General features: G+C 73.2%; 12 protein-coding genes. 5 read left to right on the top strand and 7 right to left on the bottom strand.

Going from position 1 to position 14,694, the window contains the following annotated elements; translation table 11 throughout:
- Positions 1-57 precede the first annotated feature (57 nt).
- Positions 58-2,514 (top strand): DNA gyrase/topoisomerase IV subunit A, encoded by a 2,457-nt coding sequence (locus Sdi02f_RS29200; RefSeq protein ID WP_053664103.1) that lies wholly within the window; start codon positions 58-60, stop codon positions 2,512-2,514.
- On the opposite strand, the gene Sdi02f_RS29195 is transcribed toward Sdi02f_RS29200, so the two are convergent.
- Both Sdi02f_RS29195 and Sdi02f_RS29190 read right to left on the bottom strand, forming a co-directional pair.
- The gene (locus Sdi02f_RS29195) at positions 2,511-3,635 is read right to left on the bottom strand and encodes a CobW family GTP-binding protein (protein ID WP_108934306.1); all 1,125 of its coding nucleotides are present in this window, start codon (positions 3,633-3,635) and stop codon (positions 2,511-2,513) included. The two genes, Sdi02f_RS29200 and Sdi02f_RS29195, sit on opposite strands and share 4 nt — an antisense overlap.
- A 211-nt stretch (positions 3,636-3,846) precedes the next feature.
- Positions 3,847-5,019: a citrate synthase/methylcitrate synthase gene (locus Sdi02f_RS29190; protein WP_030402586.1), complete on the bottom strand. Its 1,173-nt coding sequence runs from the start codon at positions 5,017-5,019 to the stop codon at positions 3,847-3,849.
- A 123-nt stretch (positions 5,020-5,142) separates the two neighbouring features.
- Between Sdi02f_RS29190 and Sdi02f_RS29185 the strand changes: the two genes are divergently transcribed.
- The 4 genes from Sdi02f_RS29185 to Sdi02f_RS29170 all read left to right on the top strand — a co-directional run bounded on the left by Sdi02f_RS29185 (position 5,143) and on the right by Sdi02f_RS29170 (position 9,981).
- Complete coding sequence (locus Sdi02f_RS29185; RefSeq protein ID WP_108934305.1) at positions 5,143-6,405, top strand: citrate synthase; 1,263 nt, start codon at positions 5,143-5,145, stop codon at positions 6,403-6,405.
- Positions 6,406-6,458: 53 nt separating this feature from the next.
- Positions 6,459-7,406, top strand: coding sequence for a ferredoxin family protein (locus tag Sdi02f_RS29180; protein ID WP_108934304.1), 948 nt, complete (start codon positions 6,459-6,461; stop codon positions 7,404-7,406).
- Positions 7,407-7,576: 170 nt separating this feature from the next.
- On the top strand, positions 7,577-9,304 hold the full coding sequence (locus Sdi02f_RS29175; RefSeq protein WP_108934351.1) for an ATP-binding protein: 1,728 nt from the start codon (positions 7,577-7,579) through the stop codon (positions 9,302-9,304).
- Positions 9,301-9,981: a response regulator gene (locus Sdi02f_RS29170; protein WP_108934303.1), complete on the top strand. Its 681-nt coding sequence runs from the start codon at positions 9,301-9,303 to the stop codon at positions 9,979-9,981. Before Sdi02f_RS29175 ends, Sdi02f_RS29170 begins: the two co-directional genes overlap by 4 nt.
- A 36-nt stretch (positions 9,982-10,017) precedes the next feature.
- Here the strand turns inward: Sdi02f_RS29170 and Sdi02f_RS29165 are convergent, their stop codons facing one another.
- The 5 genes from Sdi02f_RS29165 to Sdi02f_RS29145 are packed head-to-tail and all read right to left on the bottom strand — an operon-like array spanning position 10,018 to position 14,625.
- Positions 10,018-11,610 carry a monocarboxylic acid transporter gene (locus Sdi02f_RS29165; protein WP_031184980.1) on the bottom strand — a complete coding sequence of 531 codons (1,593 nt, stop codon included), beginning with the start codon at positions 11,608-11,610 and terminating at the stop codon, positions 10,018-10,020.
- Complete coding sequence (locus Sdi02f_RS29160; RefSeq protein ID WP_108934302.1) at positions 11,607-12,200, bottom strand: DUF485 domain-containing protein; 594 nt, start codon at positions 12,198-12,200, stop codon at positions 11,607-11,609. Before Sdi02f_RS29160 ends, Sdi02f_RS29165 begins: the two co-directional genes overlap by 4 nt.
- Before the next feature lie 60 nt (positions 12,201-12,260).
- The gene (locus tag Sdi02f_RS29155) at positions 12,261-12,953 is read right to left on the bottom strand and encodes a response regulator transcription factor (RefSeq protein ID WP_030402593.1); all 693 of its coding nucleotides are present in this window, start codon (positions 12,951-12,953) and stop codon (positions 12,261-12,263) included.
- The gene (locus Sdi02f_RS29150) at positions 12,950-14,104 is read right to left on the bottom strand and encodes a sensor histidine kinase (RefSeq protein ID WP_055469741.1); all 1,155 of its coding nucleotides are present in this window, start codon (positions 14,102-14,104) and stop codon (positions 12,950-12,952) included. The genes Sdi02f_RS29155 and Sdi02f_RS29150 overlap by 4 nt, the downstream gene beginning before the upstream one ends.
- The gene (locus tag Sdi02f_RS29145; protein WP_055469742.1) at positions 14,101-14,625 is read right to left on the bottom strand and encodes a hypothetical protein; all 525 of its coding nucleotides are present in this window, start codon (positions 14,623-14,625) and stop codon (positions 14,101-14,103) included. The genes Sdi02f_RS29150 and Sdi02f_RS29145 overlap by 4 nt, the downstream gene beginning before the upstream one ends.
- Positions 14,626-14,694: the final 69 nt, after the last annotated feature.

Raw genomic sequence — 14,694 nt, 5'->3', positions numbered from 1 at the left:
AGTCCACAATGGACGGCGTCAGATCACCGTTCACGCTTCAGCAAGGAGCCGGCAGCGATGGCCCGCCGTAGTACGAAGACCCCGCCGCCCGACGACTCGTACGAGGAGAAGATCCTCGACATCGACGTCGTCGACGAGATGCAGGGCTCCTTCCTCGAGTACGCGTACTCGGTCATCTACTCCCGTGCGCTGCCGGACGCCCGCGACGGCCTCAAGCCGGTGCACCGCCGCATCGTCTACCAGATGAACGAGATGGGCCTGCGGCCCGAGCGCGGCTACGTGAAGTGCGCCCGCGTCGTCGGCGAGGTGATGGGCAAGCTGCACCCGCACGGCGACGCGTCGATCTACGACGCGCTGGTGCGCATGGCCCAGCCGTTCTCGATGCGCGTGCCCCTGGTGGACGGCCACGGCAACTTCGGCTCGCTGGGCAACGACGACCCGCCGGCCGCCATGCGGTACACCGAGAGCCGGATGGCCGAGGCCGCCGGCCTGATGACGGAGTCCATCGACGAGGACACCGTCGACTTCGCCCCCAATTACGACGGCCAGGAGCAGGAGCCGGTGGCGCTGCCCGCCGCCTTCCCGAACCTGCTGGTCAACGGCGCCTCCGGCATCGCGGTCGGCATGGCCACCAACATGCCGCCGCACAACCTGCGCGAGGTGATCGCGGCGGCCCGGCACCTGATCCGGTATCCGAACGCCGACCTGGACGCGCTGATGAAGCACGTGCCGGGCCCCGACCTGCCCACCGGCGGCCGGATCGTCGGCCTGCCCGGCATCCGGGACGCGTACGCGACGGGACGGGGCACGTTCAAGATCCGCGCGACGGTGTCCGTGGAGACGGTGACGGCCCGCCGCAAGGGTCTCGTCGTCACCGAGCTGCCCTTCGGGGTCGGTCCCGAGAAGGTCATCTCGAAGATCAAGGACCTGGTCGGCTCGAAGAAGCTCCAGGGCATCGCGGACGTCAAGGACCTCACCGACCGCGAGCACGGTCTGCGCCTGGTCATCGAGATCAAGAACGGCTTCGTGCCCGAGGCGGTCCTGGAGCAGCTCTACAAGCTGACGGCCATGGAGGAGTCCTTCGGCATCAACAACGTCGCCCTGGTGGACGGCCAGCCGCTCACCCTGGGTCTCAAGGAGCTGCTGGAGGTCTACCTCGACCACCGCTTCACCGTCGTCAGACGCCGCAGCGAGTTCCGCCGGGGCAAGAAGCGCGACCGGCTGCACCTGGTGGAGGGCCTGCTCACCGCCCTGGTCGACATCGACGAGGTCATCCGCCTCATCCGCTCCAGCGACAACTCCGCGCAGGCCAAGCAGCGCCTGATGGAGCGCTTCTCGCTGAGCGACGTCCAGACGCAGTACATCCTGGACACGCCGCTGCGCCGGCTCACCAAGTACGACCGCATCGAGCTGGAGTCCGAGAAGGAGCGGCTGAACGCGGAGATCGAGGAGCTGACCCGGATCCTCGACTCGGACGCGGAGCTGCGCAAGCTGGTCTCGGCCGAACTGGCGGCGGTGGCGAAGAAGTTCGGCACCGACCGCCGTACGATGCTGCTGGAGTCGGGCGGCGCCCCCGTCGCCGCCGTGCCGCTCCAGGTGGCGGACGACCCGTGCCGGGTGCTGCTGTCGTCGACGGGCCTGCTGGCCCGCACCGCGAACGACGAGCCGCTCGTGACGGAGGCGGGTGCCAAGCGGGTCAAGCACGACCTGATCGTCTCGGCGGTGCCGTCCACGGCACGCGGCGAGGTGGGCGTGGTGACGTCCGCCGGCCGGCTGCTGCGGGTGAACGTCGTGGACCTGCCCCAGCTCCCGGAGTCCATGCCGACGCCGAACCTCGCGGGCGGTGCGCCGCTGGCCGAGTTCGTGTCCCTGGAGGACGACGAGGACGTCGTCTGCCTGACCACGCTGGACGAGTCCTCTCCGGGGCTGGCGCTCGGCACGGAACAGGGCGTCGTCAAGCGAGTGGTGCCCGACTACCCGTCCAACAAGGACGAGTTGGAGGTCATCAGCCTCAAGGACGGCGACCGCATCGTCGGCGGGGCCGAGCTGCGCACCGGGGACGAGGACCTCGTCTTCATCACGGACGACGCGCAGCTCCTGCGCTACCAGGCCTCGCAGGTCCGCCCGCAGGGCCGTCCCGCGGGCGGTGTGGCGGGCATCAAGCTCGCCGACGGCGCGAAAGTCATCTCGTTCACTGCGGTGGATCCGGCGGCGGACGCGGTGGTCTTCACGGTGGCCGGATCACGCGGCACGCTGGACGACTCCGTGCAGACCACGGCCAAGCTGACGCCGTTCGACCAGTATCCGCGCAAGGGCCGCGCCACGGGCGGTGTGCGCTGCCAGCGGTTCCTGAAGGGCGAGGACTGCCTGGCCTTCGCCTGGGCGGGTGCCACCCCGGCGCTCGCCGCGCAGAAGAACGGCACACCCGCCCAGCTCCCGGACATCGACCCGCGCCGCGACGGCTCGGGGGTGTCGCTGCCGAAGACGGTGTCGGTGGTGGCGGGTCCGGCCTAGAGCGGCCCAGAGCGGCCTAGGGGGGTGTCCGGCGGCTCCTCGCCGTCGGGCTCCTCGCCGTCGGGCACGTAGCGCAGGACGCCCCACATGCCGTGCTCGTCGGCGGGTGGGGCGTCGGCGTCCCGGCGGCACGCGTCGAGTTCCGCGCCGAGGGCCGCCGTGTCGATGCCCGTGCCGATGAGCACGAGCTGGGTACGGCGGACGGGAGCGCCGCCGCAGGGACCGGCGGACTCGGCGGCGGTCCAGGGCTCCGGGTAGAAGCGCAGGAAGCGCCCGACGGCGTGGACGGCGTACCGGTTCCGCGTGTCGTAGGGGCCGAAGTCGACGTACCCCTTGATCCGGTAGAGGCCCTCGGGCCGGCTGTCCAGGAAGCGCATGAGCCGGCGCGGGTCGAGCGGGAGGCCGGAGACGAAGGACAGGGTGTCGTAGGCGGCGTGCAGGTGTCCGGCGTGCGCCCCGCCCTCGGAGTGGTCGTACAGGTCGTCGAAGGACAGCTGCCCCACGCGTTCCTCGCTGGGCCGGCAGTCGTAGAGGAACTCGGGGTCGACACGGCCGTAGGTGGCCGGGACGACGGCGGCACCGTCGGCGAGCGAGTGCACGAGGGCGAGCACCCGCTCGGCGTCGGGGGCCCGGTCGGTCTTGTTGACCACGACCAGGTCGGCGAGGGCCAGGTGCCGGTCGATCTCGGGGTGCCTGGCACGGGTGTCGTCGAACTCGGCGGCGTCGACGACCTCGACGAGCCCGCCGTAGACGATCCGCGGCTGCTCGGTGGCGAGCAGCATGCGCACCAGTTCCTGCGGTTCGGCGAGGCCGCTGGCCTCGATGACGATGACGTCGATACCGGCCTCGGGGCGGGCCAGTCGTTCCAGGTACCCGTCGAGTTCGCTCGCGTCGACGGCACAGCACAGGCATCCGTTGCCCAGCGACACGGTGGAGTCGCCGAGGGCGCCGGCGACGGCCATCGCGTCGATCTCGATGGACCCGAAGTCGTTGACGACGGCGCCGATACGGCTGCCTCCGCTGCGGTGGAGGAGGTGGTTGAGGAGGGTGGTTTTCCCGGAGCCGAGGAATCCGGCGAGTACGACGACCGGGATCTGCTGCGGAGTCGGGCGCTGCCCCACCGTGCGACCTCTCTCTCACCCACGCGTACGCCGGCCCGCGGCAGTGCGTACGTCCACGTACGGAATTGCCTGCTCAGGATACGAGCCGGCGCAGTGCCCGCGGAGTGAACGCCGGTCGGCGGTGCTGCGGGAGCCCACCGCCCGGATCATTGCGAACGGAGCGACGGCGACTTCGCCGTCATCGGCACGGAGGCCATGGCGGCCCACCCCGTCAGGCCACCGCCGGCACCCCGACCGGAGCGCCGGGCCCCACGTACCGCGCCGCCGGACGGATGATCTTCGAGTCGCGTGCCTGTTCCAGGATGTTGGCACTCCAGCCCACCACCCGCGCCGCCGCGAACGTGGGCGTGAACATCTCGCGGGGCAGACCGCACAGTTCCATGACCACGCCCGCGTAGAACTCGACGTTGGTGTGCAGTTCGCGTCCCGGCTTCAGCTCCGCGAGGATCGCCTCGACCTGCCGTTCCACCTCGACGGCGAACTCCACGCGCGGGCCGCCGAACCGCTGGGCCACCTCCCGCAGCATCCGTGAGCGCGGGTCCTCCGTGCGGTAGACCGCGTGGCCGAAACCCATGATGCGGTCGCCGGCGAGCACCCGCTCGCGGATCCACCCGTCGATGCGGTCGGGCGTGCCGATCGCGTCCAGGGTGTCCAGCGCCCGGCTGGGCGCGCCGCCGTGCAGCGGGCCGGACAGCGCCGACACCGCCCCGGCGAGACAGGCCGCGACGTCCGCCCCCGTCGACGCGATGACCCGCGCGGTGAACGTCGACGCGTTGAACCCGTGATCAATGGTGGAGATCAGGTACTGCTCGACCGCGCGCGTACGCGCCTCGTCCGGCTCCTCGCCGGTCACCATGTAGAGGTAGTTGGCGGCATACGACAGGTCCTCACGGGGCTCCACCGGCTCGAGCCCCCGCCCCAGCCGGTACAGCGCCGTGAGCAGTGTCGGCACCGCCGCGGCGGCCACCACGGTGTCCTGACGGCGCCGGTCGTCCGCCAGGTCGTACACCGGCCGGAAGCCCAGGGCGGCGCCCAGCAGGGACAGACCCGTGCGCATCCCGGCGAGCGGGCCGGAGTGGCCACCGGCCGCGGCGATGGCCGGCAGCGCCGCACGCACCGGGTCGGGAAGGCTCCGCAGCGCCGCGGTCTCGGCGGCGAAGGCGGCGCCTTGGCGCGCGTCGGGAAGTTCGCCGTGGACCAGGAGATGCCAGACGTCCTCGAAGCCGCGGCTCTGTGCGAGCTCGACGGCGGAGTACTGCCGGTAGTGGTAGAAGCCTTCGAGCCCTCGCACGTCGCCGACCTCCGTGTCGGCCACGACGACACCGGCGAGCCCGCGCGGCACCTCGACGGGCGTTGCGGCGGCTGCGGTTCTGTTGACGGACATGATTACCTCCTCGAACTTGACTCAACTGTCCATAGTTGACTATGAATCTGTCAATATTGATTGAATCAATACAACAAGCCTTGCGCTCAACACAAACCGCTCCTCGACGGATACGGTGACCCCATGCGTGATCAAGCCCCCGACCACCCCGCCGACAGCGGGCGCCGCCTGACCACCCGGGAGGCGGCCGAACTGCTCGGGGTGAAGCCCGAGACCGTGTACGCGTACGTGAGCCGCGGCCAGCTCAGCAGCCGACGCACGCCCGGCGCGCGGGGCAGCACCTTCGACGCCGAGGAGGTCCGGGCCCTCGCCCGCCGCAACCGGCGCGACGGCGGCACACCCGCCGCCTCGGCCACCGGTCAGGAGCTGACCGTGCGCACCCGCCTCACGCTCATCGAGAGCGACCGGTACTACTACCGGGGCGTCGACGCGGTCGAGCTCGCCGCACGCCACACCTACGAGGAGGTGGCCGAGTGGCTCTGGACCGGGCAGGTGCGTCCCGGCGCCGCCTTCTCGGCCCCGGAGTCCTCCGTGGCCGCCGCCCGCCGGGCCGTCGACGCCCTGCCCGAACACGCGGGGCCCACCGACCGGCTCCGCGTGGCGGCGATCGCCGCGGCGGTCGCGGACCCGCTCCGCTTCGACCTGTCGGAGGGCGCGGTGCTGGGCACGGCGCGCACCCTCATCCCCACCCTCGTCGCCGCGCTGCCCCCCGTGCTGCGCGACGGAGACGACCGGGACCCGATCGCCCACCGCCTGTGGACGCGGCTCAGCGGGCGGCCCGCCGACGAGCCGGCGCTGCGCGCCCTCGACACGGCGCTCTGCCTCCTCGCCGACCACGATCTGGCCGCCTCCACGCTCGCCGTGCGCGTCGCCGCGTCCGCGCGGGCCCACGCCTACGCCGCCGTGTCCGCCGGACTCGGCGTGATCGAGGGACCGCTGCACGGCGCAGCCGGAGGACTCGCCCACCGGATGCTGCTGGAGGTGCTCGAACGGGGCAGTGCGACCCCGGTGGTCTCGGAGGAACTGCGGGCCGGCCGGCGCGTCCCGGGACTCGGCCACCGGCTCTATGCCGGTGAGGACCCGCGCGCGCGTGCCCTGTTCGCGCTCCTGGAGGACATCCCCCGGGCGGCGCCCGCGCTGGCCGCGGCCCGTGACGTCCAGGCCACCGCCGCCCGCCACGCCCCGCTGCACGCCAACGTCGACCTGGCGCTCGCCGTCCTCACCGCGTCGTCGGGCATGGCACCCACCGCGGCCGAGACGGTCTTCGCCGTGGCCCGTACGGCGGGCTGGATCGCGCATGCCCTGGAGGAGTACGGGGAGCGCCCCCTGCGGATGCGGCCGAGCGGGCTTTACTCCGGACCGAAGCCGGGCCCCCTGCCGGAGTAGGCCCAGGCGCGGCTGGAAGTCGTCGTGGCGCAAGTCAGGTTAGGCTCACCTCCGTGAGTACGTGCTCAGTCGTCTCCTGGGACCTCGACGAGCCCCTCGCGGGCACCGCACCCGCCGCGAGGACCTGGTTGCTGCTCGAACAGCCCGGGCCCTGGGGCGCCAAGGCGCTCACCTCGAGCCACCTGGACCCCGCCCTGGGGCGTGCCCTCGACGCGGCGGCGAAGGGGACGGGCGTACGCATCGCCCTCATCCGCCGTCCCGGGCGCCACGCGGACCGGGGCACGCCCGACGCGCGCAGGGTGTACGCGGCCCACACCGTGCCGGGGAACGTGTGGCTGCACGGCACCACGCTCGACGACCCGCGCCGACTGCTCGACCTCGACTTCGCGGCCCTCGGCCGGGGCGACCACCACGCCTTCGACTCGGTGCTGGACGGCGGCCCCCACCAGGGCGACCCCCTCGCTCTCGTCTGCACCAACGGCAAGCGCGACCGGTGCTGCGCCCTCCTCGGCAGGCCGCTGGCGGCCGAGGTCGCCGCCTCCGGAGCCGAAGGCGTCTGGGAGGTCACCCACCTGGGAGGCCACCGCTTCTCGCCGACCGTGCTGGTACTGCCGCACGGCTACGTCTACGGCCGGGTCCAGGCCCACACCGTCAAGGAGATCCTGCATCGCGCGCAGGAGGGCCGGATCGTCGTGGAGGGCTGCCGCGGGAACTCCGCCTGGGAGCGCCCCGGCCAGGCGGCCGAGCTGGCCCTGCGGTCGGCCGTCGCCGAGGACGCGGCCCAGGCGCTGACGGTCGTACGGACGGACGGCGCGGCACCGCGCTGGGAGGTGACCCTGGCCCACCGCGACGGCCGGCACTGGCGGATCACCGTCGTACAGGGCGCGTCGGCGCCGGCCCGGCCGGAGAGCTGCGGAGCGTCGGTGCTCGGTTCGCCGGCGCGGATGGAGGTCACCGCGGTGCGCGAGCTGCCGGTGCCGGCGGCCGCACTGGCGAGCTGACGCGCGGACCGGCCGGGAACGGACCACCCGCCGACGCACCGTGTGGCACGCCGTCCCTCAAGCGCCGCGAAGGACCGGCGGTCCCGGCCGGAGGTCCGGCGAACCGCCCGCCGGGAGATACGCGCCACACCCCACTACGGCCGGCCGCCGCCCCACGTACCGTCATGGCCATGAGCTCCACTCCCCCCGTACGCCGACTGCGCCTGGGCCTGCCGCGGCGGGTGTTCTCGCAGGTGCTGCTGATGCAGTTGGCGATCGCCGCGGGCGTCGCCGTGCTCGCGACCGGGCTGTTCCTGGCGCCGCTCGGCGACCAACTCGACGATCAGGCGATGCGCCGGGCGCTGGCGATCGCGCAGACCACCGCCCAGCAGCCGCAGGTCGTGCGGGACCTGCGCACCACGCGGCCGACGGCGGACGGGCCGGTGCAGCAGGAGGCGGAGCGGGTCCGCAGGGCCACCAGGGCGGAGTACGTCGTCGTGATGGACCGCGCCGGCGTGCGCTGGTCGCACCCCGACCCCGAGCGGATCGGCGAGGTCGTCTCGACCGACCCCGGGGAGACCCTGGCGGGACGCGAGGTCATGGAGATCGACAACGGCACCCTGGGCCGCTCCGCACGCGGAAAGGTGCCCCTGCGCGACAGCGAGGGCCGGATCGTGGGGGCGGTCTCGGTGGGCATCGCGTACGACAGCGTCCGGGCGCGGCTGATCCACGCCATCCCCGGCCTCTTCGCCTACGCAGGCGGCGCGCTGGCCGTGGGTGCCCTGGCGTCCTGGATCATCTCGCGCCGGGTGCAGCGGCAGACCCGGGACCTGGCCTTCTCGGACATCGCGGGACTGCTGGCGGAGCGCGAGGCCATGCTGCACGGCATCCGGGAGGGCGTCGTCGCCCTCGACCGCGGGGGGAGGGTGCGGCTGCTCAACGACGAGGCGCAGCGCCTGCTGGGCATCGGCGGCGAGGCCGTCGGCCGGTTCCCCGACGAGGCGCTCGGCGCGGGCCGCACCGCCGACGTCCTGGCCGGCCGGGTGACCGGCACCGACCTGCTGACCGTGCGCGGCCAGCGGGTCCTGGTCGCCAACCGGATGCCCACCGACGACGGCGGGGCCGTGGCCACGCTGCGCGACCGCACCGAGCTGGAGCAGCTCGGCCGTGAGCTGGATTCCACGTGGGGCCTGATCGACGCGCTGCGCGCACAGGACCACGAGCACGCCAACCGCATGCACACCTTGCTGGGGCTGCTGGAACTGGAGATGTACGACGACGCCGTGGAGTTCGTCGGCGAGGTCGTCGGCGACCACCGGGTCACCGCGGAGCAGATCACCGAGCGGATCCGGGACCCCCTGCTCGCCGCCCTGCTGGTCGGCAAGGCGACGGTCGCGGCCGAACGCGGCGTCACCCTGTGGGTCTCGGACCGGACGCGGCTGCCGGACCGGCTGGTCGATCCCGGGGGGCTCGTCACGATCGTCGGCAACCTGGTCGACAACGCCCTCGACGCCACCGCCGGCACACCGCACGCGCGCGTGGAGGTCGAACTGCGCGCCGAGGGCCGCGCCGTCACGCTCACGGTGCGCGACACGGGGCCCGGCGTACCGGCGGACCACCGTGAGCTGGTGTTCACGGCGGGCTGGTCCACCAAGGAGGCGCCGGCCCACCGCGAGCGCGGCATCGGCCTCCCGCTGGTGCGCCGCCTGGCCGAGCGGCAGGGGGGCAGCGCGACCGTCGGCAAGGCGTACGGCGGGGGCGCGGAGTTCGTCGTAGCTCTGCCGGAGGCCCTGGCCGAACCGGCCCCGGAGAGGGAACCGGGACCCGGACCGCGCCCCGGCCGGGCCCCGGAGCCCGCCCCCACCGCCCCCGTGACCCCCACCCCTGTGACCACCGCTGCCGAGGAGGAGTCCCGATGATCGAGGTTCTGGTCGTGGACGACGACACGCGGGTCGCGCGCGTCAACGCCGCGTACGTCGAGAAGGTGCCGGGCTTCCGTGTCGCCGGTGAGGCGCACAGCGCGGGGGAGGCACTGGCCGCGGTGGAGCGGCTGGAACGCCTGGACCTGATCCTGCTGGACCACTACCTGCCCGACCGGACCGGCTTGGAGGTCGTCCGGGAGATGCGGCGGCGGGGGCTCCAGACCGACGTGATCATGGTGACGGCCGCCCGGGACGTGTCGACCGTCCAGGCGGCGATGCGCCAGGGCGCTCTCCAGTACCTGGTGAAACCGTTCGCCTTCGCCGGACTGCGCGCCAAGCTGGCGGCGTACGCGGAGCTGCGCCGCACGCTCGACGGGGGCGGCGAGGCGGAACAGGCGGAGGTAGACCGGATCTTCGGCGCCCTGTCGGCACCGTCCGAGCCGGGGTTGCCCAAGGGGCACTCCCCCACCACCGCCGAACTGGTGCGCCAGTGCCTGCTGAAGGCCGACGGACCGCTCTCCGCGCAGGAGATCGCCGACCGGACCGGGGTGAGCCGCCAGACCGCGCAGCGCTACCTGAAGCTCCTGGAACGCAGCGGACGCGCCGTGCTGACCCTCAAGTACGGCGATGCGGGCCGCCCCGAGCACCGCTACGCGTGGGCGACCCGCGCCTGAGACGGCCACGGGACCCCGGGCCGCGGTCACCGGCCCCTACACGGCCCCCGCCCCGGTCAGCGACCGCACCTCGGTCTCGGCGTGCTTGGCCTCGTCCGGGGCCTCCGGGGAAGTGACCGTGCCGAGCCAGCCCGCGAGGAAGCCCAGCGGGATCGAGACGAGGCCCGGATTCTGCAGCGGGAAGCACTGGAAGTCGACGCCGGGGAAGAGCGCCTGCGGGCTGCCCGAGACCACGGGGGACAGCAGCACCAGCACCACGGCCGGCACCAGGCCGCCGTAGACCGCCCACACCGCGCCCCGGGTGGTGAAGCCGCGCCAGAACAGGGAGTAGAGCAGCACCGGCAGGTTGGCCGAGGCGGCCACGGCGAAGGCGAGGCCCACCAGGAAGGCGACGTTGAGGTCGCGGGCCAGCAGGCCCAGCCCGATCGCGACAGCGCCGATGCCGACGGCGGCGACGCGCGCCACGGCGACCTCGCCGCGCGGCTCGGTGCGGCGCCGCCGCAGGGAGGCGTACAGGTCGTGGGCGACGGACGCCGAGGAGGCCAGGGTGATGCCGGCGACCACCGCGAGGATGGTGGCGAACGCGACGGCGGCGACGACGGCGAACAGGACCGTCCCGCCGGTGGACTGGGCACCGCCGCCCAGGTCCAGGGCGAGCAGCGGCACCGCCGTGTTCCCGGCGGCGTTCGACGCGCGGACGGTGTCCGGGCCGACCAGGGCGGCGGCGCCGAATCCGAGCACGATCGTCATCAGGTAGAAGCCTCCGATGAGGCCGATCGACCAGACGACGGACCGCCGCGCCGCGCGTGCGGTGGGCACGGTGTAGAAGCGGGACAGGATGTGCGGCAGCCCGGCGGTGCCCAGCACCAGGGCGAGGCCCAGGCTGATGAAGTCGAAGCGGGAGACCCAGTCCCCGCCGTAGGCGAGGCCGGGCGCGAGGAACGCCTCGCCGTGGCCACTGCGCTCGGCCGCCGTGCGCAGCAACCGGTCGACGTCACCGTGGAAGCGCACCAGGACGAGCGCGGTCAGCGTCAAGGTGCCGCCCAGCAGCAGGACCGCCTTCACGATCTGGATCCAGGTGGTGGCGCGCATCCCGCCCAGCGACACGTAGACGACCATGAGGGCGCCGACGCCGATGACGGTCCACGTCCGTGCCGCCTCGCTCGTCCCGCCCAGCAGCAGCGCGACGAGGCTCCCCGCGCCCACCATCTGCGCCACCAGGTACAGGACGGAGACGGTGACCGAGGAGGTCCCCGCCGCGATCCGTACCGGCCGCTCCCTCATCCGGGCGGCCACGACGTCCGCGAGGGTGAACCGCCCGCAGTTGCGCACGAGTTCGGCGACGAGGAAGAGGACGACGAGCCAGGCCACCAGGAAACCCACCGAGTAGAGCATGCCGTCGTAGCCGTAGAGGGCGATGAGCCCCGAGATGCCGAGGAAGGATGCGGCCGACATGTAGTCGCCGGAGATGGCAAAACCATTCTCCATCGGCGAGAAGAGCCGGCCGCCCGCGTAGAACTCCTCCGCCGAGCCGTGCCGGCGGCGGCCCACCCAGGTGGTGATCCCCAGCGTGACGGCGACGAAGGTGCTGAACAGCAGCAGCGCAAGCGTCTGGTGGTCGCCCGTCACGACACACCGCCTCGTGCACCACGCGTCAGTTCCTGGGTGTCCCAGCGCAGTTCGAGGGCGGCCCGGTCCCTGCGCAGCCGTGCGTGCCGGGCGTAGGCCCACGTGAGCAGGAACGTGGTGAGGAACTGTCCGAGCCCCGCGACCATCGCGACGTTCACCGCGCCGGCCACCGGTCGCGCCATCAGCCCGGGGGCCGTCGTGGCGGTCACCACGTACGCCACGTACCACAGGAAGAACGCGACCACCGCCGGGACCACGAACCGGCGGTACCGGCTGCGGACCTCCTGGAAGGCCGCGCTGCGCTGGACCTGCACATACACGTCGGCCGCGGCCCGGGACGGCTCCACCGCCGGTTCCCGGCGCATCGACGGCACGGCCGGCTCGGGGGCACCGGGCCCGGCCGGCTCGCCCCAGCCGGAGGCGAGCGCGTCGTACCACGGGTCGTCGTACCGCAAGTCGTCGTGGCCCAGCTCGTCCTGCCGCGGGCCGGAGGCCGTGTCGACGTGGGCCCCGCCCGGCGCGGCACGGTGGCCTGCCGCGCTTTCGGGACCGCCCCCGACGCCGCGGGGCCGGTCGTTGCTTGACTGCATGCCCCAGGATGGACAGAACGCGGGGATCCACGGCTCTGCTTCCCCGGGCACTTCACCCCATCAGGTGATTCCTCCCTCCGGTGGCCGCACCAGCCCCTTTCCATAGGCGTAACGCACCGCTTGCGCACGGCCCTTGATACCGGTCTTGGCGAACAGGTTGTTGATGTGGGTCTTCACCGTGGCCGTGGAGACGTGCAGCCTCTTCGCGATCTGTTGGTTGTCGAGCCCTTCGGCGATGAGGACCAGCACCTCGGTCTCCCGGGCGGTGAGCCCGTCCGGCGGCTCGGGAGGACCGCTCGGTCGCGGCGCGGACTCGGACAGCCGCTCCAGCAGGCGCCGTTGGATGCTCGGAGCGAGCCCCGCCTCGCCGGACAGGACGCTGTGCACCGCCCGGACGATCTCGTCCCCGCCCGCGTCCTTGGTGAGATAGCCGCGCGCCCCCGCGTGCAACGCGGGGAACAGCGACTCGTCGTCCACGTACGTCGTGAGCACGACGACCTGAGTCCCGGGGTGTTCGGCGCGGATCCGGCGGGTGGCCTCCACACCGTCGCAGCGGGGCATGCGCAGGTCCATCAGCACCACGTCCGGGGCGAGTTCGGCGACGAGCCGCACCGCCTCCTCCCCGTCACCGGCGGAGCCCACGACTTCCACACCGGGCAGGAGTCCGAGCAGCATCACGATCCCCTCCCGCACCACGGTCTGGTCGTCCACGACCATCACCCGCGCGGGCCTCCCCCCGGCCACCTCGGTCATACGGGCACCTTCAACGTCACCACGAACCCCTCCTCGCCCGGCCCTGCCCGCAGCGAGCCGCCCAGCAGTTCGGCACGCTCCCGCATGCCCAGCAGACCGTACCCACCCGCGGTGCCGGTGTCTTCGCCGGGCGGACCTCCCGAGTCCCGTACGTCCAGCATCACTTCGTGGGCGCCGTAGTCCAGCCGCACCCGCACTCCGGCGCCGGGGGCGTGCCTGCGGGCGTTCGTCAGCGCCTCCTGGGCCACTCTGCGCACGGCCTGCGAGGCCTCGGCCGGCAACGGTCTGCGTTCCCCCGTAATGGTGACCTCCGCCGTGCCCCCGGCCGTCTCCACGAGCTGGGTCAGGAAGTCCTCCAGAGGCGTCAGGTCCCCGCGCAGCGCGGAGAGCGCCTGCCGGGTCTCGGCCAGTCCGTCGCGGGCCATCCCCCGTGCCGCCACGACCCGGTCCAGAATCTGCCGGCGGTCCGCGTCCCGCTCGATCAGCAGCCGGGCGGCCTCCAGGTGCACCATCTGCGCCGAGAGGCTGTGTGCCAGTACGTCGTGGATCTCCCGGGCGATCCGGGCCCGCTCCGCGAGGGCCGCGGACTCCGCCTCGGCCGCCCGGGCGGCCCGCTCCTGGGCCAGCAACCGCTGCGCGCTCCCGCGCGCCTCGGCGTCGAGCCGCAGGACGTACCCCGCAAGAGCCAGCCCGCCCGCCGTCGCGACCTTGGTCAGCCATGCGTCGTCGCTGACCAAGGCGTAGGAGGCCAGCGCGGCCGAGGTCACGGGCAGCGCGGCGGCGAGGGGCAGCCGTTCGAGGGCGACGACGGCGCAGCCGCACCAGATGATCAGAGCGGGTACGCCGAACCCCACGGACCGGGCGGCGACCGCGAGCGCGAGCAGAACGACGACGAGCGCCAGGGACGGCCACAGCCGGTGCGCGAGAGTGGTCCGGAAGAAGGCCCAGGCCGCACAGACGGCGGCCACAAGGCCGACGGCTGCCGCGATCGAGCCCCAGCCGTGCAGCCGGCTGCTGGTGAACGCACCCCACAGCAGTGTCCCGAACACCGCCAGGCGCACCCCCCGGGAGAGCAGGCGGCGGGGCCGGGAGACGCTTTCGGGCAGAAGCGCCTCCCTGGAGGGCCACCTCGTCCAGAGGTTCTCCGTCACGCGGGCTCCCTTCCGGCGGGCCGGGGCACTGCGCCACGGTACGCGCGACCGGGTGCTCCGGCGGGGCCTGGGGACGGAAGGCGCCGGGCCAGGACGCCGGACCGGACCAGCAGAGTCACCGCGAGGGAGAGCAGCAGGGCGGAGCCGTCCTGCCGCACTCCCAGGGCCGCACCGATGCCGTAGAGGCCGGCGCGCACCGCGATGCCGACGCCCCATACCGCGACGCTCGCCCGGGTGCCCCGGCTCCACACGGCGCCGTCGGCCTCGGTCCATATCCGGGTGGTCCAGGCCCAGCCGGCCCCCGTGACGAGGCCGACGATCACCTCGGCGGCCAGGAGCAGCACGGCCGCGGTCTGATGGTGGCCGTCGATCACGCCCGGTTCGCGCAGCGCCACGACGCCCAGCACCACGGGCAGCACCCACCAGCGCCGGTCGGTGTCGATGCGGCTCGCGCGGAACTGCCGGCTGATCACCAGGCCGGCCGCCGCCGTGAGGGCCAACGCGTCGAGGAGCCCGGACATCGCGCCTCCGTGAGCGGAAGAAGGAAGATGCCGGCGGCGGTCCCGCCGACACCTTCGACGCTACGGAAA

This window comes from Streptomyces ardesiacus (genome assembly GCF_003112575.1).
GTDB lineage: Bacteria > Actinomycetota > Actinomycetes > Streptomycetales > Streptomycetaceae > Streptomyces > Streptomyces ardesiacus.
This window is presented reverse-complemented; position numbering and strand designations above follow the sequence as displayed.